The 23,631-nt window shown below is 34.3% G+C and carries 16 protein-coding genes; 9 read left to right on the top strand and 7 right to left on the bottom strand.

From position 1 onward, the window contains the following. Window positions 1-18: 18 nt before the first annotated feature. On the bottom strand, window positions 19-780 hold the full coding sequence (locus ES674_RS04075) for an exodeoxyribonuclease III (protein WP_148402698.1): 762 nt from the start codon (window positions 778-780) through the stop codon (window positions 19-21). A gap of 168 nt (window positions 781-948) precedes the next feature. On the opposite strand from ES674_RS04075, the gene ES674_RS04070 reads away from it, so the two are divergent. The 6 genes from ES674_RS04070 to ES674_RS04045 all read left to right on the top strand — a co-directional run bounded on the left by ES674_RS04070 (window position 949) and on the right by ES674_RS04045 (window position 13,132). Next, complete coding sequence (locus tag ES674_RS04070; RefSeq protein ID WP_148402697.1) at window positions 949-4,407, top strand: hypothetical protein; 3,459 nt, start codon at window positions 949-951, stop codon at window positions 4,405-4,407. Between the two features lie 54 nt (window positions 4,408-4,461). Beyond that, window positions 4,462-4,851: a hypothetical protein gene (locus tag ES674_RS04065; RefSeq protein WP_148402696.1), complete on the top strand. Its 390-nt coding sequence runs from the start codon at window positions 4,462-4,464 to the stop codon at window positions 4,849-4,851. Window positions 4,852-4,923: 72 nt separating this feature from the next. Then, entirely contained in the window at window positions 4,924-9,228 is a 4,305-nt protein-coding gene (locus ES674_RS04060) for a CusA/CzcA family heavy metal efflux RND transporter (RefSeq protein ID WP_148402695.1), read from the top strand. An 11-nt stretch (window positions 9,229-9,239) separates the two neighbouring features. After that, entirely contained in the window at window positions 9,240-10,385 is a 1,146-nt protein-coding gene (locus ES674_RS04055) for an efflux RND transporter periplasmic adaptor subunit (RefSeq protein ID WP_148402694.1), read from the top strand. 11 nt (window positions 10,386-10,396) lie between these two features. After that, window positions 10,397-12,355, top strand: coding sequence for a heavy metal translocating P-type ATPase (locus tag ES674_RS04050; RefSeq protein WP_148402693.1), 1,959 nt, complete (start codon window positions 10,397-10,399; stop codon window positions 12,353-12,355). A 120-nt stretch (window positions 12,356-12,475) separates the two neighbouring features. Continuing rightward, window positions 12,476-13,132, top strand: a complete 657-nt coding sequence (locus tag ES674_RS04045; protein WP_148402692.1) for a hypothetical protein — start codon at window positions 12,476-12,478, stop codon at window positions 13,130-13,132. Window positions 13,133-13,239: 107 nt separating this feature from the next. On the opposite strand, the gene ES674_RS04040 is transcribed toward ES674_RS04045, so the two are convergent. After that, window positions 13,240-14,781 (bottom strand): glycine--tRNA ligase, encoded by a 1,542-nt coding sequence (locus tag ES674_RS04040; protein ID WP_148402691.1) that lies wholly within the window; start codon window positions 14,779-14,781, stop codon window positions 13,240-13,242. Between the two features lie 63 nt (window positions 14,782-14,844). Continuing rightward, window positions 14,845-15,729 carry a hypothetical protein gene (locus tag ES674_RS04035; RefSeq protein ID WP_148402690.1) on the bottom strand — a complete coding sequence of 295 codons (885 nt, stop codon included), beginning with the start codon at window positions 15,727-15,729 and terminating at the stop codon, window positions 14,845-14,847. A gap of 154 nt (window positions 15,730-15,883) precedes the next feature. Between ES674_RS04035 and ES674_RS04030 the strand changes: the two genes are divergently transcribed. Further along, on the top strand, window positions 15,884-16,561 hold the full coding sequence (locus ES674_RS04030; protein WP_148402689.1) for a ComF family protein: 678 nt from the start codon (window positions 15,884-15,886) through the stop codon (window positions 16,559-16,561). A 56-nt stretch (window positions 16,562-16,617) separates the two neighbouring features. Next, on the top strand, window positions 16,618-18,228 hold the full coding sequence (locus ES674_RS04025) for an Ig-like domain-containing protein (protein ID WP_148402688.1): 1,611 nt from the start codon (window positions 16,618-16,620) through the stop codon (window positions 18,226-18,228). Here ES674_RS04025 and ES674_RS04020 read toward each other — a convergent pair. The 3 genes from ES674_RS04020 to ES674_RS04010 form a co-directional block, all read right to left on the bottom strand. After that, window positions 18,215-18,994 carry a nitrilase family protein gene (locus ES674_RS04020; RefSeq protein ID WP_148402687.1) on the bottom strand — a complete coding sequence of 260 codons (780 nt, stop codon included), beginning with the start codon at window positions 18,992-18,994 and terminating at the stop codon, window positions 18,215-18,217. The two genes, ES674_RS04025 and ES674_RS04020, sit on opposite strands and share 14 nt — an antisense overlap. Window positions 18,995-18,998: 4 nt before the next feature. Further along, on the bottom strand, window positions 18,999-19,520 hold the full coding sequence (locus ES674_RS04015) for a hypothetical protein (protein ID WP_148402686.1): 522 nt from the start codon (window positions 19,518-19,520) through the stop codon (window positions 18,999-19,001). 77 nt (window positions 19,521-19,597) lie between these two features. Continuing rightward, window positions 19,598-20,743, bottom strand: coding sequence for a methionine aminotransferase (locus ES674_RS04010; protein ID WP_148402685.1), 1,146 nt, complete (start codon window positions 20,741-20,743; stop codon window positions 19,598-19,600). 79 nt (window positions 20,744-20,822) lie between these two features. Between ES674_RS04010 and ES674_RS04005 the strand changes: the two genes are divergently transcribed. Further along, on the top strand, window positions 20,823-22,958 hold the full coding sequence (locus ES674_RS04005) for a S46 family peptidase (RefSeq protein WP_148402684.1): 2,136 nt from the start codon (window positions 20,823-20,825) through the stop codon (window positions 22,956-22,958). A gap of 77 nt (window positions 22,959-23,035) precedes the next feature. On the opposite strand, the gene ES674_RS04000 is transcribed toward ES674_RS04005, so the two are convergent. Beyond that, window positions 23,036-23,599 carry a hypothetical protein gene (locus ES674_RS04000; protein ID WP_148402683.1) on the bottom strand — a complete coding sequence of 188 codons (564 nt, stop codon included), beginning with the start codon at window positions 23,597-23,599 and terminating at the stop codon, window positions 23,036-23,038. Window positions 23,600-23,631 lie beyond the last annotated feature (32 nt).

Below are 23,631 nucleotides of genomic sequence, written 5' to 3'. Positions count from 1 at the left end.
ATTTTTTTTATTTGGGGATTAATTCTCTATTTCTAATAATATCGGACAATGATCACTATGAACTGCGTCCGTAAGTATAACGGCTCTTTGTATCTTTTCTTGCAATGGTTTTGAAACCATAGCATAATCTAAACGCCAACCTTTATTATTTGCTCTAGAATTGGCACGGTAACTCCACCAACTAAATACTTGTTTTTCAGGATGTAAATAACGGAAAGAATCTATAAAACCAGCTTCAATAAACATACCTAGCCATTGGCGTTCTTCAGGTAAAAAACCGGAAACACCTTTCATTTTAGGATTGTGAATATCTATTTCTTCATGACAAATATTATAATCGCCACAAATAACCAAGTTTGGAATTTCAGCACGTAACCTATCAATATAATCATGAAACATATCCATAAAATCAAACTTATGCTGCAAACGCGCATCATTAGTTCCCGATGGCAAGTATAAACTCATTACCGAAACGCCCGGAAAATCAGCGCGAATATTTCGCCCTTCAAAATCCATAGATTCTATTCCCGTTCCATATTCCACATGCAAAGGTTCGGTTTTACTTAAAATAGCTACGCCACTATATCCTTTTTTCTGTGCGGAATACCAATAGTTATATTTATAGCCAGCCTCTTCAAAAAGCTCCAAATTTAATTGTTCTTTCATGGCTTTAATTTCCTGCAGACAAATAACATCTGGATCTGCAGCGATAAGCCAATCAATAAATCCTTTATTTAGTGCGGCACGAATACCATTTACGTTATAAGAAATAATTTTCATGAAGTTTTTTTTCTGCGCTAGAAAACGCGTTAATCGATACTTTTTAGGGCTTACCGAAATAATTTTAGCTAAATTAAATAATGCGTTACTTTTACGCTACTAATTTAATGTCCTTTTAACAAAATCTATTAACAAAATAAATTCTCAATTACACAGTTTTAGAACTACATGAAGTACTGCTTTACTTGTTTCGTATTTTTTATCTGTTTTTGTGCATTTGCGCAAGAGTCAGATTCTAATTATAAATCAAAAAGGGTTGCCGTTTCCGATTCTATTATTATTGATAGTGTTAGTATTAATTCCCGTTTCTTTTCGCTTAAAAACCTAGATGCTACTTTTATTGATGAATCTTATTATGAAGTGAATTTTGCTAAATCCATTTTAAGGTTGAAAAAACCCATTGAAGCCGATTCTGTAGTTATTAACTATTTAGCCTATCCTGAATTTTTAACGAAAACGTATAAGCAACTTGACGAAAAAATTATTCTTGCCAATACCGATAAGCAGCAGCAGCTATATAAATTATCACAACCTAGTGAAAAATCAAATTTCAAACCTTTTGATGGTTTAACCACAACGGGAAGTATTTCTCGTGGTGTGGTAATTGGAAATAATCAAAATTCGGTTTTAAATAGCGAATTGGATTTGCAAATAACCGGGAAATTAAGTGAAACTGTTTCACTTCGCGCGTCCATTCAAGATGCGAATGTGCCTTTGCAAGAAGCAGGATATTCGCAGCGTTTAGATGAATTTGATCAAGTTTTTATTGAATTATTTAGCGATAATTGGAAAATTCGTGCTGGTGATGTGGATTTGGAAAATACCACCTCCTATTTTGGGAATTTTAGTAAACGGGTTCAAGGTTTATCCATGAATGCCAAATTAAATCACGAGGAATCTACTACCAATCTTTTTGCCACTGGCGCTTTGGTGCGTGGGCAATTTACAACCAGTCAGTTTACTGCTCAAGAAGGTAATCAAGGACCTTATAAATTAAAAGGTCCCAATGCGGAATTGTACGTACTTATTGTTTCTGGCAGTGAAACCGTTTATGTAAATGGGATTGCTTTGGAACGCGGTGAAAACAAAGATTATATTATTAATTATAATGCAGGTGAAATTGTGTTCAACCCCACATTTCCTATTACTTCAGAAATGCGCATTACGGTAGATTATCAATACAGCGAACGTAATTATTCACGATTAGTGGTTTTTGGCGGCGGAAATTATGACAGTGAAAAATTAAAACTCGGCATTTCTATTTATAGTGAAAACGATTCAAAAAATAGTCCGCTGCAGCAAAACCTTTCCGAAGATCAAGTTCAAATTTTGGCTAATGCTGGTGATGATAGAAGTTTAATGGTGGCACCGTCCAGTACGCCAGAAGCTTATAATGAAAACAGAATTCTATATAGAAAAGACATAATAAGTGGTGTGGAAGCTTTTGTGTTTTCTAATAACCCGAATGATGAATTGTTTAGCGTTCGTTTTACCCTGGTTGGTACCAATCAAGGAAATTATAGTATTAATGATGAATTTAATGGCGAGCAAATTAATGCTATTTCAACCATATTCAAATACGTAGAACCTATAGCGGGAATACCTCAAGGTAATTACGAACCTATAATTCAATTAATCGCGCCAACTAAATTACAAATGGCCATTGTAAACGGTCGTTATACGCCAACTGAAAAAACAAATGTAGCTTTTGAAGTGGCCGGGAGTAAAAATGACCTCAACTTATTTTCGAATATAGACAATGAAAACAATGACGGTTTTGCCGGGAAAGTAATTGTAGATCAAGCCATCATAAAAAAAGACAGTCTATGGAATTTAAGCGCCATGGTGGATACGGATTTTATTCAGGAGAATTTTCGTTCGGTGCAACGTATTTATAACGCTGAATTTACTAGAGATTGGAATTTAGAGCAACCTATAATTGGAAATCAAACCGCTGTTCCACAATTGGGAAATCAGCTATTTGTAAAAACCGGTTTACGCACATTTCACGCCAAAAAAGGCTTGGCCAGTTATCAATTTGAACATCTTAATTACTCTGAAAACTTCAATGGAAATAGACATATAACTTTTGCCGATTTACATTTAAATAAGTGGCAAATTTTATCCAGCTCCAGTTATTTAACCGCAAACTCCATTAGTTCTACTTCTCAATTTCTACGATCTTATAACCGAGTTACCTACAGTTTAAATAAAGCATGGGTTGGAACCCGATTAGCTTTGGAAGATAATGAACAAAAAGATAAAATAACAAATGATTATACTTTATTAAGCCAGCGCTTTAAATCGTATGAAGTGTTTTCGGGAATTGGAGACAGCACCAAAGTTTTTGCCGAAATAGGTTATAAATATCGCGTGAATGATAGTGTTAGAAATGGAAACTTACAAAAAGTAAATACGTCCAATACCTTTTATATAGATTCGCGAATTATTCAAAACTCAAAAACCAATTTATCTATTTATGCCAATTACCGGACTTTAAAAGATGCCGAAAAAGAAGTCAATGATGAAAATTCTCTTAATTCGCGAATCATTTTTAGTCAACGTTTTTTTGAACAACTTATCTTTTGGAATACCATTTTCGAAACCAATTCTGGAACCTTACCGCAACAAGAATTTACCTATGTAGAAGTAGAATCAGGACAAGGCGTTTACACCTGGATTGATTATAATAGCAATGGTATTCAAGAGTTGGAAGAGTTTGAAATTTCGCAATTCCAGGATCAAGCCGATTATATTCGGGTGCTTTTACCCAATCAAGTTTTTATAAAAACGCATCAAAACCGATTGAGTCAGATACTAACGCTTAATCCACAGCAATGGATTAATAGTGATGCAGGATTTAAAAAAGTACTAGCGCGTTTTAATAATCAAACCTCTTATTTAGTGGACAGAAAGGAAAAACGTTCGGGAAATAATTTCAATTTAAACCCTTTTCAAGGCAATGAAGCAGACCAATTAGCTTTACAACTCAACTTTAGAAATGTCCTTTTTTTTAATCGTGGGAAACAGCATTATACAACGTCATACACGTTTTTAAGTAATAAATCGCAAAACACCTTGTCTTTTGGTTTTATTGAGAATAACCTGCAAAGTCATAAGTTACAATTCACCCATAAATTTGCAACAAGTTGGTTAGCTAATTTAGAATCGAGTTTCAATAATAACATCAGTGTTAGTGAAAATTATTCGAGTAAAAATTTCGATATAGATGAAGCCAATATCAACCCAAAAATTTCTTATTTATTAAATGACAATACCCGCTTTGATGTCTTTTATCAATTCACGAGCAAAGAAAATACCATCAGCAATTTTGAAACCTTAAAACAACAAAAATATGGCGCTGCCTTTACATTTGCCAACTTTCAACAAGCTGCTATTAGTGGTGAATTTAATTATTTTAATAACGATTTTGCGGGAAGCGCCAATACAGCTGTAGCTTACCAAATGATGGAAGGTTTGCAACCCGGAAAAAACTTTACTTGGAGTGTTTTGGCACAAAAAAAACTGACCAGCTTTCTAGATTTAAATTTAACCTATTACGGCAGAAAAAGTGAAACGAGCAAAGTTATTCACACGGGAAACGTCCAATTAAAAGCTTATTTTTAGACTTGGTAACACAAGTTACATTAAAGCTCAAAAAAATGTGTACTTTTGTATAGTATGCCAAAATCAGTATCCATAGCATTCTCTTTCTTGATTCTATTTCAAAGTTTTAATATAACCTTTGAAGATTTTTCACGCTTTGGTGTGCTTTTAGATCATGCCGAATATCACCAAGAACAATATGGCGATTCATTTTTTGAATTTATAGCCGAACATTATGGTGATGCTACTTTTCATCCTTCTAGTGAGCATACTGAACATGAGGATTTACCCTTTAAGGAACATCATCAAACCTGCGCTCACGGCGCTACAGTTTTTACACTAGCAGCTCAAGATTATCACATTTCTTATCAATCTTTTATAGAAATTCCAGTTAATTTCTACTATCAAGATTCTATCTCCTTATTTGAAAAGCAATCCGTTTTTCAACCACCCCAACACGCGTAATTCAAATTTATCTTTATTAATACCTAGTTCTGCAGCTTTTGCATAGCTAGTAATCTTTATTTAAAATGAATTATGTTAGAAAATATCATAAAATTCAGCTTAAAGAATAAGCTAATTATTCTATTGGGCGCAGCTGCCATTGTTGGTTTTGGCGTGATTTCCTTAACTCAAATATCTATTGGAGCCGTTCCAGATATTACCAACAACCAAGTACAAGTTATAACAACATCTCGAAATTTGGCCACCCAAGATGTAGAGCAATTTATTACCTATCCGGTGGAATTGGAAATGGCGAATTTACCCGGCGTTCAAGAAATTCGTTCGGTTTCAAAATTCGGACTTTCTGTGGTTACCATCGTTTTTGATGATGATTTAGGAACCTATTTACCACGACAGCTTATTGCTGAAAAAATAAAATCAGCTTCCGAGAAAATTCCTGAAGGTTTTGGCTCACCCGAAATGGGTCCCATAACAACAGGTTTAGGTGAAATTTATCAATACATTCTGGATGTTAAACCAGAATTTATTGATCAATATACTATTACCGATTTACGAACCATTCAAGATTGGATCGTTAAGCGTCAATTATCTGGAATTCCAGGCGTAGTTGAAGTAAATACCTGGGGCGGTTATTTAAAACAATATGAAGTGGCTATTAATCCACAGAAATTGTCAGCCATGCAAATTTCAATTTCATCTATTTACGAAGCACTCGAAAAAAACAATAGCGTTGCTGGTGGCGGGTATATTGAAAAAACCAATAAAGCCTATTTTATTCGTGGTGAAGGTTTGGTTACCTCCTTGAAAGACATTGAAAACATCGTTGTTAAAAATGATGGTACACCAATTTACATAAAAGACGTGGCCACTGTTGGTTTTGGTCATGCTACACGTTTTGGCGCTATTACTGGAAACGGTGAAGGCGAAAAAGTGCTGGGTCAAATTATGATGCTGAAAGGCGGAAATTCTAAAAAAATTATTGATGCCGTAAAAGAACGTGTTGCAAGCATTGACAAAACATTACCAGAAGGCGTTTACATAAATGGATTTCTAGAACGAAGTGAACTGATTGACAAAACAACTTTTACTGTTGCCGAAAATCTCATCTTAGGATCGTTAATTGTAATTTTTGTGGTGGTTTTATTACTCGGAAATTGGCGTTCTGGATTGGTGGTAGCATCGGTTATTCCCTTGAGTTTACTATTCGCCATTTCATTAATGAATGTTTTTGGTGTAGATGCCAATTTAATGAGTTTAGGTGCTATTGATTTTGGAATTATCATTGACGGTGCGGTAATTATCGTGGAATTTATAGCCTTTCAAATAACAGCCCAAAGTGCCAAATTAAAAACCGTATCCAAAGAAGCCATTGATAGTATTACGTTGAAAAGTGCTTCAAAAATGATGAATTCGGCTATTTTTGGCCAGCTTATTATTTTAATTGTTTTTATTCCAATTCTATCCTTAAGTGGCATTGAGGGCAAAATGTTTAAACCAATGGCCATGACGTTCAGCTTTGCATTAATTGGCGCCATGATTCTTTGTTTAACGTATGTGCCTGTTGTTTCAGCCATGTTTTTGAAACCTTCCAGCCAATCGCCTAAAAATATTTCCGTTAGATTAATGAAACGCTTAACGGCTTGGTATGAACCTGTGATTAATTGGGCTTTGCATAGCAAACGTTTGGTTATTGGTTTAGCTGTGGCGCTTTTGGTTTTCAGTGCTGTTATTTTTAATAGTATGGGTGGCGAATTTGTACCGACTTTAGATGAAGGTGATTTTGTTATCCAACCGGTTTTAAAAACGGGTACGTCTCTTGGAAAAACGATAGAGATAACTACTAAAATTGAAAGTATACTTCTTGAAAATTTCCCAGAAGTAGATCAAGTTGTCAGTCGTATTGGCGCCGCTGAAGTCCCAACGGATCCGATGTCTATGGAAGAAAGTGATGTCATCATTAAACTGCACCCAATAAAAACATGGGTTTCTGCAAGTTCTAAAAATGAATTGGCTGAAAAATTTAAAGAAGCATTAGCTATAATCCCAAATTTGGAAATTGAATTTACCCAACCTATTGAAATGCGTTTCAATGAACTAATTACTGGTGTTCGTGCAGATGTAGCCATCAAAATTTTTGGTGATGATTTATCTGTTTTGGCATCTAAAGGTGAAGAAATAAAAAACAGTATCGCCAACATTAAAGGTGCTTCAGATATTATTGTTGAAAAAGTAGAAGGACTTCCGCAAATGAGTGTGGATTATGATCGAAATAAAATTGCACGCTACGGCATCAATATTTCCGATTTAAACCGTGTGGTGACGATGGGATTTGCTGGTGATGTGGTTGGTCAAGTTTTTGAAGGTGAAAAACGCTTCGATTTAGCCATTCGTCTCGATGAAAAAAACAGAAAAAATATTACCGATTTGCAGAATCTGTATGTGGATTTACCCAATGGCGAAAAAATTCCTTTAAGCGAATTAGCCGATATAACCTATACAACGGGTCCCGCACAAATTTCAAGAGATGACACGAAACGCCGCATTGTTATTGGTGTAAATGTTAGAGATAGAGATTTACAGTCTGTGGTAACTGATATTCAACAACGCATTAAGGCAGATATAAAATTGCCAGTTGGTTACAGTATAACCTATGGCGGTCAATTTGAAAATTTACAAAGCGCTAAAGATCGTTTACTAATTGCCGTTCCGGTAGCGCTTGTACTTATTTTTTTCCTACTCTACTTTGCTTTTAATTCTGTGAAAGATGCCTTAATGGTGTATTCAGCAATTCCGCTTGCCGCTGTTGGTGGTGTTCTATTATTATGGATGCGCGATTTACCTTTTAGTATTTCAGCAGGTGTTGGCTTCATTGCCTTATTTGGTATTGCCGTATTAAATGGTATCGTTCTTATTGAACATTTTAAAGAACTAAAATCTCAAGGTATAATAGACATCGAAACGCGAATTAAACGCGGTACGACGGAACGGTTGCGCCCTGTTTTATTAACAGCTTCAGCAGCAGCGCTCGGATTTTTACCTATGGCTATTTCAACAAATGCGGGTGCCGAGGTTCAAAGACCATTGGCAACTGTAGTAATTGGTGGTTTGGTAACGGCAACTATTTTAACACTTGTAGTGCTTCCCGTGTTATACGCTTGGTTTGAAGAAAGAAAAACATTAAAAATGAAGAAAAATCATATAACCACCTTGGTAATCCTATTGATTTCTTGGTCCGGGTTTTCACAACAAAACCCGATAAATGTTGATGAAACCTTTCAATTAGCATTAAAAAATAATTCGCAATTAAAAGCGTCTGGTTTGCAACTTAATGAAGTTAACACCAGAATTCAAAGTGCTTTCACTTTCGATAAGACCCATATTTTTTACGCTTATGATCAAAGCAATTTAGCCATAAATAACGAGCCATTGGAAATATATGGCGTGTCGCAAGACTTTATGTTTCCCACCCGTTATTTTGCAGAAAAGCGTTTGAATCAAGCTGCTTATAAATTAAAAGCATCGGAAAATACGATTCAAATTTTACAACTCAAACGTGATGTGTATTCAAATTATTACGGATTAAGTTACGCTAAAAACAAAGCTAAAACCTATCAGTATTTAGATAGCTTATATTCCAAATTTGCCGAAAATGCCAAAAGACGCTTTGAATTAGGTGAAAGCAATTATCTGGAAATGATTACGGCCAAGTCTAAAGAAAAACAAATGGAAATGCGTTTTTTACAAGCTCAACAGGAAGTGCTTGTTCAAAAAGAACAATTAAAAAAAATTGTTCAAATGGATTCCTTGGAAACAACTAATGAGCAACTCGAAAAATTGACGTTAACAGGATTAACGGTTTCCGAAGAAAATCCGGGTCTATTGTATTTTGAAGAATCTAAAAATTACTATCAAGCTTTAAAAAACAAAGAAAAACAGGCGTTGTTACCAGATATTTCAGCAGAGTATTTTGTCGGGACCAATAGCACGTTGAATTCCAATATTCAAGGTTATCAAATTGGTTTAAAAATTCCCTTATTTTTCTCTGGAAATGCATCACGCATTAAAGCGTCAAAAATTGCAGAAGATGTGGTAATTATGCAACAATCCGATTACAAAACTAAATTGAAGGGTGAACATCAGAGTCTTTTAGCGCAATTAGAGCAACATCAGGAGGCTATTTCTTATTATGAAACACAAGGCAAAAGCCTTCAGGAAGAAATTTTAAAAACAGCTAATCGGTCTTATCAGGAAGGCGAAATAGATTTCTTTCAATATGTGCAAAGTATTGAAATGGCAAAAGATATGGAACTGGAATATTTAAGCCAATTAAACGATTACAACCAGACAATTATTACATTAAATTATTTAACTTTATAATCATTCACATTATGAAATCATTATATATACTTATATTTTTATCACTTTTCATGTCTTGTGGCAATAGCGAAAGTGATACCACAGAAGTCACCGAATCCGAAACACACAGCGATGAACTTACTTTATCTACGGCACAATTTGAAAGTGAAGGTATGGTTTTAGGAAGCCTATCTGAACATAGTTTTAATGAAACTGTAATTGTAAACGGGATGATAGATGTTCCGCCTCATAACAAATCTCGTGTAAGCACGTATATGGCTGGATATATTACCAAAACGCCATTGCTAATTGGAGATCAAGTTAAAAAAGGTCAATTATTAGTTACACTGGAAAACACGGAATTTATAGAAATTCAGCAGCAATATTTGGAAGTTGCAGAACAATTAAGTTATTTAAAAAATGAATACACGCGTCAAAAAACACTTTTTGATGAAAAAATAACCTCTGAAAAAAATTATTTAAAAGCAGAAAGCACCTATAAAAGTAATTTGGCTTTTTACAAAGGGTTGGAGAAAAAACTGCAAATGCTGAATATTAATCCGAAGTCAGTTTTAGCTGGAAATATGAGCTCTACCATTAATATCTATGCGCCAATAGATGGTTACGTTACCAAGGTAAATGTGAGTAATGGCGCCTATGTTTCCGCAAGCGACGACATCATGGAATTGGTAGATATAGATCATATTCATTTGGAACTTTCCGTATTTGAAAAGGATATAATGAAAATTAAAAAAGGTCAAAAAATAAGTTTTAAAATTCCCGAAGCTTCTCAAAAAACCTTCACAGCAGAAGTACATTTAGTTGGAACTACCATTAATGAAAACACCAGACGCGTTCAAGTTCATGGCCATATTGATGATGTGGAAGATAACTTTATTGTTGGTATGTTTGTAGAAGCGCAAATTGCTATTAGCGAAGTAAAAGGTATGGCTTTGCCACATGAAGCGGTTATTCAATCTGGAGATGAATATTATGTTTTAGTGTTAGACCAAAAAACTCCAGAAAACTATACATTTAGTAGAATTAAAGTCGAAATTGGCAAAGAAACCGAAGATTTTACAGAGATTTTAAATCATGGAAACTTAAGCAACAAACAATTAATAATTAAAGGAACCACCATGCTTCTAAACGAAGGTGAAGGCGGTCACGGTCATTAAAAAAACAAAATATGTCAGAAAATCATAATCATTCTCATGGTATTTTTGGAAAACGGACGGAATTGTATTTTTCATTTTTGTCCGGTCTTTTTCTAGCTCTAGGTTTTGGCCTGGACAAATTGGGAGATTTTGAAAGTTATTATCAGTTAATCCCTTATATAATTTCATATGGTTTTGGCGCTTATTTTATAAGTCAAGAAGCTTTTCAAAAATTGCGTAAGGGATTGTTTGAAATCGATTTTTTAATGATTGCCGCTGCCATTGGCGCAGCTTATATTGGAAGTTGGGCGGAAGGTGCTTTGCTACTATTCTTATTTAGTTTAGGCCATGCTTTAGAACATTACGCCATGAATAAGGCCGAAAAATCTATTAAAGCTTTAGGTAATTTATCACCTAAAACGGCTTTACTTCAAGAGGGAAATACCCTAACAGAAATTCCTATAGCCGATTTAAAAATAGGCGATATTATTGTGGTAAAACCGCACACCAAGATTGCGGCAGATGGTGTTATTATTTCTGGTGAAAGTAGCATAAACCAAGCGCCCATAACTGGCGAAAGTATGCCAGTTGATAAAATTCCTTTTCCTAAAAATCAGGCTATTCCTAGTTTTTCAGATATTGATAAAGATCATACCGTTTTCTCGGGCACCATTAACGGCGACAGTGCTTTAGAAATTCAGGTGCTTAAATTAACAAAAGACTCCACCGTTTCTAGGTTGATTAAATTGGTTAATGACGTGGAAACTCAAAAATCACCCACCCAAAGATTAACTAAAAAATTCGAAATAGTTTACGTTCCCATTGTAATAGCATTAGTCATCTTATTATGTTTTGCCTTTCTTGTTGTTGATGAAGTATTTGACGAAAGTTTATATCGCGCCATAACTGTTTTGGTAGCGGCTAGTCCATGTGCATTAGCTATATCAACCCCAAGTGCCGTATTGAGTGGGATAGCTCGTGCTGCACAACGTGGCGTTTTAATTAAAGGTGGAAAAGCTTTAGAGGATTTGGGCAGTATTACCACCATTGCATTTGATAAAACAGGAACCTTAACCGAAGGGAAACCGAGTTTAAAACAAGTTCTAGCTTTTAATGATTTTAACAAAACAGAACTGTTGCAATTATTATATGAAGTAGAACGCTTAAGCAACCATCCGTTGGCAAGAGCTATTGCCAAATCCATTAAAGAGCAAGAACAATTAGAAGATGCTAATTTGGCTTCCAATGTGCAAGCAATTCAAGGTAAAGGTATTGAAGCGCTTTATAAAAATGAACCGGTTTATATAGGAAATCAAAGATTGATGACAGATAGTAACCTTGTTGTTTCTGATGCCATTGAAACCCAAGTGAATGAACTATTAGGGGTTGGCGAAACGGTTATGCTAGTTGGCTATCAAGGACAGATTATTGGTTTAGTTAGCGTTATGGATATTCCAAGAAAAACGGCCATTGAAACGCTCAAAAAATTAAAAAGTATTGGCGTTAAAAACATGATTATGCTAACCGGCGATCATGAACGTGTTGGTCAAGCTATAGCCAAACAGATTGGTTTAACTGAAAGTCGCGGGAATTTATTACCCGAAGATAAAGTAAATGCTATTCGTTTATTAAAAGAGCGCGATGGTAAAGTAGCCATGGTTGGCGATGGTGTAAATGACGCGCCAGCAATGGCTTTAAGCACGGTAAGCGTTGCTATGGGTGCGGCAGGAAGTGATGTCGCTTTAGAAACTGCTGATGTAGCCTTGATGTCTGATAAATTAGAAATGTTACCTTTTGTTATTGGCTTAAGTCGCGCGTCCAAACGCATTATTAAACAAAATATTTTTATTAGTTTGGGTGTGGTTGCTATTCTCGTTCCAGTCACCATTTTAGGATTGACTAATATTGGTTTGGCTGTACTATTTCATGAAGGTTCTACCATTGTTGTTGTGATAAATGCTTTGAGGTTGTTGGCTTATAAGGAGGAGTAGATAATTCACTTTGATTTTATTGTGATACAAATTAGATTGTTGTAATTTGAATAACTTATATATGCGAAAAATCGATATTCCGGTCTAATTTACACGGAACAACAAATTCCAATTAATTTGATGAAAACAACCATCTATATCTTGTTTTTTATTTTTAATGTGAACGCTTACGGACAGGAAGCATCACATGTAAATCAAAATAATATTATTGAAGAAAAAATGGGAGATTTAGATAATGATGGAATTGATGAAAAAGTGATCATATCGGAAACAAATAGTTTAACTGATTTTGGTAATGTAAGAGAAATTCGAATTCTTAAAAATGAAGAAGGAAAATGGGTCGAATGGGTTAAAACACAAAATGCAATTCTCAAAAGTGAAGAAGGAGGCATGATGGGTGACCCTTTTCAAGGAATTGAAATTTTAGACGGAGTTTTAAATATAAGTTTCTTTGGTGGAAGTAGTTGGAAATGGTCATACACAGATAAATATAGATTCCAAAACAACCAATTTGAATTAATTGGATATACGAGCACGTATTTTAAACTCTGTGAACATTGGAGTTCAGTTGACTTTAATTTAATAACAGGCAAATTGATTTGTAAAAAGGAATATGAAGCCTGTGAAAATCAAGAATCAGAAATCTATAAAAAAGAGAATGAAACCTTTTATAAAAAAGGTGTTTATCTAACTTTAGAAAACAGACAAGAAAAAGAAATTAAAATTGTGACGCCAATATATGGTCGTGAAATATATATTGCAAATGGCATGCAATAGAACCATCCCAAGAAAACACCGATTTTTGGATGCTTGAAATAAAAATCCCAAGTAGTTATACTTGGGATTCTTTTATAAAATAGACACCTGTTTTCACTGGTGTTGGGTTACATTTTCATTAACCACTCTTTCACATCCACTTCTTTTTTAATAATATCTCGTAAATCAGTAATCTTAACACGACTTTGTTCCATTGTGTCACGATGACGAATGGTTACGGTCTGATCTTCTAAAGTGTCATGATCCACTGTAATACAAAATGGTGTTCCGTTTGCATCTTGGCGTCTGTAACGTCTTCCTACGGCATCTTTCTCATCATAATCTACATTGAAATCCCATTTCAACTCATCAAATATTTGACGTGCAACTTCTGGTAAACCATCTTTTTTAACCAATGGTAAAATAGCGGCTTTAACCGGCGCTAAAACTGCTGGTAATTTTAAAACGGTTCTGGTTGTATTGTTTTCAAGTTCTTCTTCAACTAAAGCATTTGAGAAAACAGCTAAAAACATACGGTCTAAACCAATAGATGTTTCTAAAACATACGGTGTATAACTCGCGTTATCTTCATGGTCAAAATACTGTAGTTTTTTACCTGAAAATTCTTCGTGTTGCTTTAAATCGAAATCGGTACGGGAATGAATTCCTTCCAGTTCTTTAAATCCGAATGGGAATTTAAATTCAATATCGGTTGCTGCATCCGCATAATGTGCTAATTTTTCATGATCGTGGAAACGGTAATTATCCGCACCCATACCTAATGATAAATGCCACTTCATTCTATATTCTTTCCAATATTCAAACCATTCCATTTGCGTTCCTGGCTTGATAAAGAATTGCATTTCCATTTGTTCAAACTCGCGCATTCTAAAAATAAATTGTCTTGCTACAATTTCATTTCTAAAGGCTTTTCCAGTTTGGGCAATTCCAAAAGGAATCTTCATACGTCCTGTTTTCTGAACGTTTAAAAAGTTTACAAATATACCTTGTGCTGTTTCTGGACGTAAATATAAATCCATGGCATGTTCTGCAGAAGCGCCAATTTTAGTACCAAACATTAAGTTAAATTGCTTCACTTCCGTCCAATTTCTAGAACCTGTTAGTGGACACGCAATTTCTAATTCTTCGATAAGCGCTTTAACATCGGCTAGATCTTCAGTCCCTAAAGATTTACCCATTCGGGTTAAAATCTCTTGAATCTTTTCATAATAACCAACAACTCGCGGATTCGTGCTTATAAATTCTTCTTTATTGAAAGCATCACCAAAGCGTTTTTCAGCTTTTGCGACTTCCTTATCAATTTTTGCTTCGATTTTCGCACAATAATCTTCTATTAAAACATCAGCACGGTAGCGTTTTTTTGAATCCTTATTATCAATTAAAGGATCATTAAACGCATCTACGTGGCCAGAAGCCTTCCAGGTAGTTGGATGCATAAAAATAGAGGCATCAATACCTACAATGTTTTCATGCATTTGCACCATAGCTTTCCACCAATAGTCGCGAATGTTCTTTTTAAGCTCTGCGCCATTTTGTGCATAATCATAAACTGCACTTAATCCGTCGTAGATTTCACTACTCTGGAATACGTAACCATACTCCTTTGCGTGAGAGATTACTTTCTTGAATTGATCATCATTATTTGCCATAGTGCAAAAATAGAAAACCGCTACAACTTAATGAGCGGTTTTATGAAAATAATAATGGGTTAATTAATTAAGTATAATTTTTGAAGTTCCTAACATGGTTTTATCATGAAATACCATCACGGAATAGTCACCCTTTTTAAGTGGTTTCTCTTTGTTAATGTTTATTTTAGTACAAACATCTAAATCATCATTTCTATAATTTATAGAAGTTTTGCCACTGTAATTTAGAGATTCCTTGCCAATGGTAGTAGAACCACGACTAGAAACAATAGTATTATCTGGACCTAAAATTTGAACAAAAATATCTTTAGTACCAGAGGGTGTGAAATTATTTTTTAAGACGGTAAAACAAATTTCCATATTATCTAAATCACGTGCTTTTGTAGTTTGAATATCGTCGGCATTTCTGCTAGCTATAATGGCTTTTACTTCTAAATTATCTAAAGATAGTTCTTTAACGTTTTCAAGTGCTGAAGATAACTCGATATTTAATTGTGCTAATTTGGCTAAATTAATTTCTTGCGCCGCTACAATTTGCTCTTTAGATTCAGCTTCCTCTTCTAAAAGCGTGTTTTTTACTAAAATACTTTTTAGTTTATTAGACAAGCCATTGCGTTCCTTGAGTAAAGAAGCAATTTGATGGGTATACTTGCTAATTAAAGGAACATGTGTTTTTACCAAATCCAGAGAATCCAAAATAGTGGACATTTCAGATTTAACCTGTTGCATTTGTATAGCTAAATCTTGAGCATTAATACGCGAATCATCATAAAGTGCCAAAATACTTGACATTTCATCTTGAACAAGTTTAACTTCTTGTTCTATGACTTCTTTTTGATTTTTAAGCGTACTGTAACTCGTTGTGCTATATAAACCTAATACAACAATGGCGATTACCAGTGATCCAATAATTAATTTGTAGCTAAATATTTGAGGGTTAACTATCATTTTAATTAATTTAAAGCACAAACTTAAAACGAAAGATTATAAAACAACTTTTTAATCGTTAAAGGGAAAAAAAACTTGTTAAAGTTCTACTTTAAATAACAAATCGTTATGTGTTGAAAAAAAGTTATAATATATTTAGTATTAAATATTTACTTTGTTAGAATCACTTATTAATTTATTTTTTCCAAAAGTTTGTTACGTATGTAATGGTCTCTTGCACGATAATGAACGCTATGTTTGCACAACTTGCAGACATAAGCTTCCCGTTACTAATTTTCATTTAAATAAAGATGAATCTGTTTTAAAAGTATTTTACGGTCGAGTTCCTATTGAAGCTGCCACGGCATTACTTCGCTTTGAGAAAAAAGGTATTACACAAAGCTTAATGCACAATTTGAAATATAAAGGTTTTGAAGATATTGGCATTTTTCTAGGTGCTTGGTTAGGAGCAGAATTGAAAACGATTCCCGAATATCAAACTATTGACATGGTAATTCCGGTTCCACTTCATAAAAATAAACTTCGGAAACGCGGTTATAATCAAGTGGCTAAATTTGCTCAAGAATTAGCAAAAAGTCTCGACGCTGAATATGTAGATGATGTCCTTATAAAAGTAAGCAACACAAGTTCCCAAGTCACCAAAAGCAGATTAACGCGTTGGCTTTCTAATGTGGAGATTTTCAAGGTTATTAATTCAGAAAAGATTCAGAATAAGCATATTTTGCTTGTAGACGATATAATTACAACTGGCGCTACTTTGGAAGCTTGTGGAACCGTTTTATTAAAAAATAATAAAGTAAAAATCAGCATTGCCACAATGGCAATAGCCTAAAGGATGTTTCGATAATGATAAATATGTTGTTTATTTGCAAAAAAAGAAGAGTCCATATGCGTCAAGCGCTTTCAAATATATTTTTGGTTATTTTAATAGTTTTAGCAATTGCTAGTTGTGCAAACCGCGGCACACCAAGTGGTGGTATTAAGGATATTATTCCACCAAAAATCACCAAATCTGAACCTAAAAATTACACGACCAACTTTACTGGAAACGAAATACGAATTTATTTTGATGAATATATCAAAATTAAAAACATTTCTAAACAGCTCATTATTTCGCCACCAATGGATCCGACGCCAGATATTACGCCACTTTCCGCAGCTAGTAAATATATTCGTATTAAAATTACCGACACCTTATCTCCCAATACAACCTATGCCTTTAATTTTGGAAATAGTATTGTAGATAATAATGAGGAAAACCCTTTTCCATACTATAAATATGTGTTTTCTACTGGTAATTATATTGATTCTTTATCCGTGAAAGGTATAACAGTTGATGCGACTATGCAGAAACCAGACGACTATATTTCCGTGATGCTATACGAAGTAGATTCAACCTATTCAGATTCTATAGTTTATAAAAAGAACCCGAGATATGTTACCAATACATTGGATAGCACCACGACGTTTTCTTTAGAAAATTTACGGGCTGGAACCTACAAATTGGTTGCTTTAAAAGATAATAACCAAGATTACAAATTTCAACCAAAGTCCGATAAAATAGCATTTCAGGAAGGTTTTATAACCGTTCCGGTGGATTCTTCAAAATCCTTCACCTTAAAATTATTTAAAGAAGAATTAGATCCTAACGTTATAAGACCGCGTTTGGTTTCTGGTGAAAAAATTGCTTTTGCTTTTGAAGGCGATTATAAAAATTTGTTTATTAAAACAACCTCATCCGTTCCCAACGATTTTCAATCACGCGTAACTAAAGACGTTAAAACCGACACTTTATATTATTGGTATAAACCGAGATTGGAAGTTGATTCCTTATTATTTAATACCGTAAACAAAAATTACGATCAGAATTTTACGATTAAAATCAGCGAGCAGAAACGTGACACTATGAATATTAAAGCGGAACCTGCCGGAATTCTAAACTTTAATGATGAGTTTAAATTAACCAACACCGTGCCTTTTACCAATTTTGATAAAAGCAAAGTCACCATCATAACTAAAGATTCGTTAGCAGTTCCTTATGAAGTTACATTAGATTCTTTAAGCAATGCTTATAGTTTGAAATTTGATAAAAAGGAAAGTGAAACGTATAGAATAAAATTATTACCAGAAGCTTTAACCGATTTTTTCGATAATAAAAATGACACCCTAAATTACCAATTAACAACTAAAACATTTTCTGATTATGGTGATGCTCGGGTAATACTTCAAAATGCGACTTATCCAATTATTGCTCAAATAACGGATGAAAAAGGCAAAGTTATCGCGGAAAAATATAGCACCAAACCAGAACCTATAGATTTTAGGCATCTTAAAACGGGCAAATTTTATTTACGGGTAATTTTTGATGCCAATGAAAATGGCAAATATGATACTGGAAGTTTTCTAAAAAACCAACAACCCGAACGCGTGAGTTATTATAAGGATTTATTGGATATTCGCGCGAATTTTGATAGCGTTTATGAATTTACTCTATTCTAAATTGGTCCCGATCGTCTAAAAATTTAAGTTTTTCACGATAGCGTGCAATATGCTTTTTATCCAATGCTATTATTTCAATATGATCCTTATGCGGTCTAATTGGCGTGATATTGTTTCCTAAAACATCATAAACTGCCGAATGTCCAGAATATTCATTATCAGCATAGTCATCACCTATTCGATTCACACCAACACAATAACACATATTTTCAATAGCACGTGCTTTTAGTAAGGCATCCCAAGCAGCAATACGTGGTTTTGGCCAACTGGCAACATAAATCAGCGCATCATATCCACTCGTATTTCTAGCCCAAACGGGGAAGCGCAAATCATAACAGATTTGCAAGCAAAGGTTCCAATCTTTATAATTTACAATAACATTTTCTTTTCCAGAAGTGAACACTTTATCTTCACCTGCCAAGGAAAAAGTATGGCGTTTATCATATGTTTTCAAGCTTCCATCAGGAAATGCAAATAACATTCTATTATAAAACCGATTGTTCTCCGAAATAATAACACTCCCAGTTATAGCGGCGTCCCGTTCCACGGCCAAATTTTTTATCCACCGCACCGTTTCACCATCCATAGTTTCGGCAACAGCTTCCGCATTCATGGTGAAACCCGTGGTAAACATTTCTGGCAGAACAATTACATCTACTGATTTTTTAATACTATCAATTTTAGTTTTAAAATGTAAACGATTGGCTTCCGGATTTTCCCAAACCAAACCCGTTTGAATAATTGCTAGATTTAATTGTTCTGCCATAAAATTATAATTTGTTTAGTTGCTTTTGTGTTTTGTCATAATCACTCGACAATTTCTTTAACTTTTTAGCCCATTTGTCTTCATCTTTAGGTGATAATTTACCTCTATCATGCAGTCTCTTATATTTAGATTGTGCCTTATTTAATTTGTTTCGTGACTTAACATATTTATCGCGCGCTTTCTTTTCCGTTTTTAGCTGTTTCTGCAAAGCTTCCGATTCCTTTTTAGCTTTTTTCTGGGCCTTTTTAGCGTCTTTCTGGATTTGTTCAGACTGTTCGCGTGCTTGATCCAATGCGGCTTTTTGAGCGGCAACCTCGGCATCCACTTCTAACTTTTTATTTAAGGTGCTAACGATGTTGTCTTTTTGTTCTTCCGAAATTGATTTAGTCACCTCTTTACCTTGACTGAAGAATTTATCGCCTTGAACCTGATAAATCTCACCCGAATCTGTAATTACTTGATGTTTAGTAGCGCAGGAGGCGACCAAAACTAACAAAGCAACCGATAATAATTTTAAAAATTTCATAGTTTTTTGTGTATTTAGATTATACTTAAAATACGCATTAAAGTTAGTGAAATCAAGAAATTTATTATAAAAATATCTTAATTTAATGCTTGTAAAATATCTGCAGCACGCTTCAGTGTTTCGTTCTTTTTAGCAAAACAAAAGCGTAGAACTTTATCGTCAGTATGGTCTACATTAAAAACAGACATGGGTATGGCAGCAAGCCCTTTTTCCATGGTTAATCTTTTAGCAAAATCTACATCTTTTTCTGGGGTTATTTGTTCAAATCCCAATACTTGAAAATAAGTGCCTTGAGCTGGTTTAAAAGTGAATTTTGAATCTTTTATAAGGCTTAAAAAATAATCGCGCTTTTCTTGGTAGAAATTGGCCAACTCCAAATAATGTTTAGGCTCTTGTAAATAGTCTGCTAATCCCTTTTGCATGGCACTATTAACCGAAAACAAGTTAAACTGATGGACTTTTTGAAACTCCACCATTAATTCTTTTGGTGCGCAACAATAGCCCATTTTCCAACCGGTGTTATGAAAAGTTTTCCCAAAGGACGCTACTATAAAACTGCGTTCTTTTAATCCTGAAAATAAACAAACACTTTGATGTTTTAAACCATCAAAAATCATGTGTTCATAAACCTCATCACTTAAAATAATAATATCCGTGTCTTCAGTTAAAGACTGCAGTTTCAACATATCTTTTTCTGATAAAACCGTACCGGTTGGATTATGAGGCGTATTTATAATGATCATTTTCGTTTTTGTCGAAATTTTACTGGCAACGTCACCCCAGTCTACACCGTAGTTTGGCGCTTCCATTTGAATAGCAACGGGTTTTCCACCGTTAATTTTAATAGCAGGCTCATAACAATCATAAGCTGGTTTAAAAAGAATGACTTCATCATCAGCGTGTATAAAAGCCGAAATAATAGTATAAATGGCCTGTGTGGCGCCTGCCGTAACCGTTATCTCGCTTTCTGGATGGTAACTGGAATTATAAAGCAATTCAAATTTACTAGCAATGGCTTTACGCAACTCCAAATTCCCAGCCATTGGCGCATATTGATTATAGCCAGAATTCATAGCACTACTAACTAAATCAATCAATTCCTGATCACTTTTAAAATCTGGAAATCCTTGCGATAAATTAATGGCTTCATGTTTATGAGCTAAAGCACTCATTACTGAAAAAATACTGGGTTCTACCTGCGGAAGTTTGGAAATATGTCTCATACTTGTAAAGGTAATAAGTTCTAAATACAATAATGTTGAAAGAACTCTTTATCTTTGGATGATTCAAAACTATTTTACTATGAAATTATTTAGATTATTAGTGCTTTTTATTGCCTTTCAGGCTACGGCGCAGCAAGGCGGTATGTGGATTCCGTCACTTTTAGAAGGCATGAATGAAAACGAAATGACTGCTTTAGGCAGCAAACTAACCGCTAAAGACATTTATGATGTTAACAACTCCAGCTTAAAAGACGCTATTGGGCATTTTAATGGCGGTTGTACAAGTGAAGTTATTTCCGATAAGGGTTTAATTCTTACCAACCATCATTGTGGATTTGGTGAAATTCAATCACATTCGTCATTAGAAAACGATTATTTAAAAGATGGTTTTTGGGCCATGAATTTGGAAGATGAATTACCAAATGACGGACTTTACATTGAATTTATTGTCCGCATTGAAGACGTTACTGAACAAGCTTTAAATGGCGTAACGGATTCCATGACGGAAAAAGAAAGACAATCTGCTGTTGATAAAAACTCCAATAAACTACAAACTACCGTTTCAAAAGAAGCGTGGCAAGAAACCAAGGTAAAATCATTTTTTAAAGGGAATCAGTATTTCCTTTTTGTAACCGAACGTTTCAATGATGTTCGCTTAGTAGGGGCACCACCAACAAGTATTGGTAAATTTGGTAGCGACACAGATAATTGGGTGTTTCCTAGACATACAGGCGATTTTGCCTTGTTCAGAATTTACGCAGATAAAAACAACCGACCTGCAGCTTACAGTAAAGACAACGTGCCTTACAAACCAAAACACCACTTACCTATTTCTTTAGATGGTGTGGAAGAAGGAGATTTCACTATGGTTTTTGGATTTCCAGGAACAACAGATGAGTATTTGCCAGCTGTAGCTATCGAGCATATTACGGAAGAATTTAACCCTAGCAATATTGCCATTCGTGCAGCTGCACTAAAAGTGATTGATGCTGAAATGAAAGTGAATGATGATGTTCGTATTAAATATGCATCTAAACAAGCCCGAATTGCAAATGCTTGGAAAAAATGGATTGGCGAAAATTTAGGTATTAAGAAAAGTAATGCCGTTGCAGAACGACGCGCTTTTGAAGCGAATTTCACCAAAGCTTTAAAGGAAAAAGGACTAGAAGATAAATACGGACATATTTTACCGGAATTTGATACATTATATAAAGATTTCGCTGAAGTAAACATTAAGCGTCGAAACTTTATTGAAGTCTTTTTAGTGACTAATGAATTGATGACTATGACTTTTAGAGCTTATCAAGTAGAGCAGTCTCTTCATAAAGATCCAGAAAGCATGGAAAAAAGTCGTGCTTATATAACAGGCGTTTTAGAAGGTATTCATAAAAACTACGATGTTAAAGTGGATAGAGGTGTTTTTGAAAACGTGATGCCTTTTTACAGTAAGAACAATGTAGATCCGACTATTTACGATAAAACAGCCTTTGTCAATTTAAATTCGGCTTTAGATTTATTTAATGGTTCTGCAGACGATGTTATTAAAAAATTAAATAACGATGCCGCTTACAAATATGCCAAGCCTTTTATTGAAGATTTCTACACTAATTTAGATGCAGAATTTCAAATAAAAAATGACTTAATTACAGCGCTGCAAACGGAATACATGACAGCCCTTATGAAAGCTTTACCAGACGAGCGTTATTTTCCAGATGCTAACGGAACTTTACGTGTAACTTATGGTCAAGTTCATGGTTATTCGCCAAGTGATGCTGTTTATTACAATCCTGTGAGTTATTTAGATGGTGTAATTGAAAAATATATTCCAGGTGATTATGAGTTTGATGTACCTCAAAAATTAATTGATTTATACGAAGCTAAAGATTTCGGTCAATATGCAGATACCAACGGAAAAGTTCCAGTTTGTTTTTTAGGAACTAACCATACTACAGGTGGAAACTCCGGAAGTCCAGCAATTGATGCTCACGGAAATTTAGTGGGATTAAACTTTGATCGTGTTTGGGAAGGCACCATGAGTGACATGAATTATGATCCAGAAATTTGCCGAAACATTATGGTAGATTTACGTTATGTATTATTTATTGTTGATAAATATGCCGGCGCTCAACACCTTATTGATGAAATGACTTTAGTACATCCAAAAACAGGAAAAAGCAAAAAAAGTTCAAAAAAGAAGAAAAGTAAAAAGAACTAATTAGGATTTCTTCTATAAAAAAACCTCACAGAATTTAATATCTGTGAGGTTTTTTTATGCTTAAATGCGAATAATAATTATGGCATTTCCTTTATCTTAAAAGTCGCAATCATTTGAATTACTTCTGGCAAATAGGTTTCAAAATCTTTTTCTAAAGCATTATAACTGATAATATAATCTTGATTTTTATAATTAAAAAGTGCTCTCAAGTTTAAAAATAAGTCGCCATTTAAAATGAATCTTCTTTTTATAAGATAATATTTTCCATATATAGCATGTTCTTCAAAGTCAATAACAGGCTTTAACATATTATCTAAATCTAAACCAACCACATGGGCTTTTAAAGCGGTTTCTATATCGTTACTATGAAAAGAGTCGGTATCATAAGAATAGACTTTAACCTCACTTTTGTAATAATTCTCTTTTAAAATTGATGACTTATTTGGGGAATGAGATAACATGTCATGAAACCCAAAATAGGAGTACCAATTTTTAGGAACTTCCAGCATATAATTGGTCATTAATGCAGCCGTTTGATCTGCATCTAAAATAACATAGGATTCGGTTTTTTCTTTGGTAGCACCACATGCCAAAACTAAAAATGCCATTCCTATTATCAAAAGATTCTTTTTTATGCTCATAGACTTTTCGTCACTTCTAAATTATTTGTCAA

The organism is Bizionia myxarmorum (assembly GCF_008086205.1).
In the GTDB taxonomy this organism is placed as follows: domain Bacteria; phylum Bacteroidota; class Bacteroidia; order Flavobacteriales; family Flavobacteriaceae; genus Algorimicrobium; species Algorimicrobium myxarmorum.
This window is presented reverse-complemented; position numbering and strand designations above follow the sequence as displayed.

Excerpts from the sequence above, each read along its gene's own strand:
- ES674_RS04075 (WP_148402698.1), bottom strand. The coding sequence starts at position 780 with ATGAAAATTATTTCTTATAACGTAAATGGTATTCGTGCCGCACTAAAT.
- ES674_RS04070 (WP_148402697.1), top strand. The coding sequence starts at position 949 with ATGAAGTACTGCTTTACTTGTTTCGTATTTTTTATCTGTTTTTGTGCA.
- ES674_RS04065 (WP_148402696.1), top strand. The coding sequence starts at position 4,462 with ATGCCAAAATCAGTATCCATAGCATTCTCTTTCTTGATTCTATTTCAA.
- ES674_RS04060 (WP_148402695.1), top strand. The coding sequence starts at position 4,924 with ATGTTAGAAAATATCATAAAATTCAGCTTAAAGAATAAGCTAATTATT.
- ES674_RS04055 (WP_148402694.1), top strand. The coding sequence starts at position 9,240 with ATGAAATCATTATATATACTTATATTTTTATCACTTTTCATGTCTTGT.
- ES674_RS04050 (WP_148402693.1), top strand. The coding sequence starts at position 10,397 with ATGTCAGAAAATCATAATCATTCTCATGGTATTTTTGGAAAACGGACG.
- ES674_RS04045 (WP_148402692.1), top strand. The coding sequence starts at position 12,476 with ATGAAAACAACCATCTATATCTTGTTTTTTATTTTTAATGTGAACGCT.
- ES674_RS04040 (WP_148402691.1), bottom strand. The coding sequence starts at position 14,781 with ATGGCAAATAATGATGATCAATTCAAGAAAGTAATCTCTCACGCAAAG.
- ES674_RS04035 (WP_148402690.1), bottom strand. The coding sequence starts at position 15,729 with ATGATAGTTAACCCTCAAATATTTAGCTACAAATTAATTATTGGATCA.
- ES674_RS04025 (WP_148402688.1), top strand. The coding sequence starts at position 16,618 with ATGCGTCAAGCGCTTTCAAATATATTTTTGGTTATTTTAATAGTTTTA.
- ES674_RS04020 (WP_148402687.1), bottom strand. The coding sequence starts at position 18,994 with ATGGCAGAACAATTAAATCTAGCAATTATTCAAACGGGTTTGGTTTGG.
- ES674_RS04015 (WP_148402686.1), bottom strand. The coding sequence starts at position 19,520 with ATGAAATTTTTAAAATTATTATCGGTTGCTTTGTTAGTTTTGGTCGCC.
- ES674_RS04010 (WP_148402685.1), bottom strand. The coding sequence starts at position 20,743 with ATGAGACATATTTCCAAACTTCCGCAGGTAGAACCCAGTATTTTTTCA.
- ES674_RS04005 (WP_148402684.1), top strand. The coding sequence starts at position 20,823 with ATGAAATTATTTAGATTATTAGTGCTTTTTATTGCCTTTCAGGCTACG.
- ES674_RS04000 (WP_148402683.1), bottom strand. The coding sequence starts at position 23,599 with ATGAGCATAAAAAAGAATCTTTTGATAATAGGAATGGCATTTTTAGTT.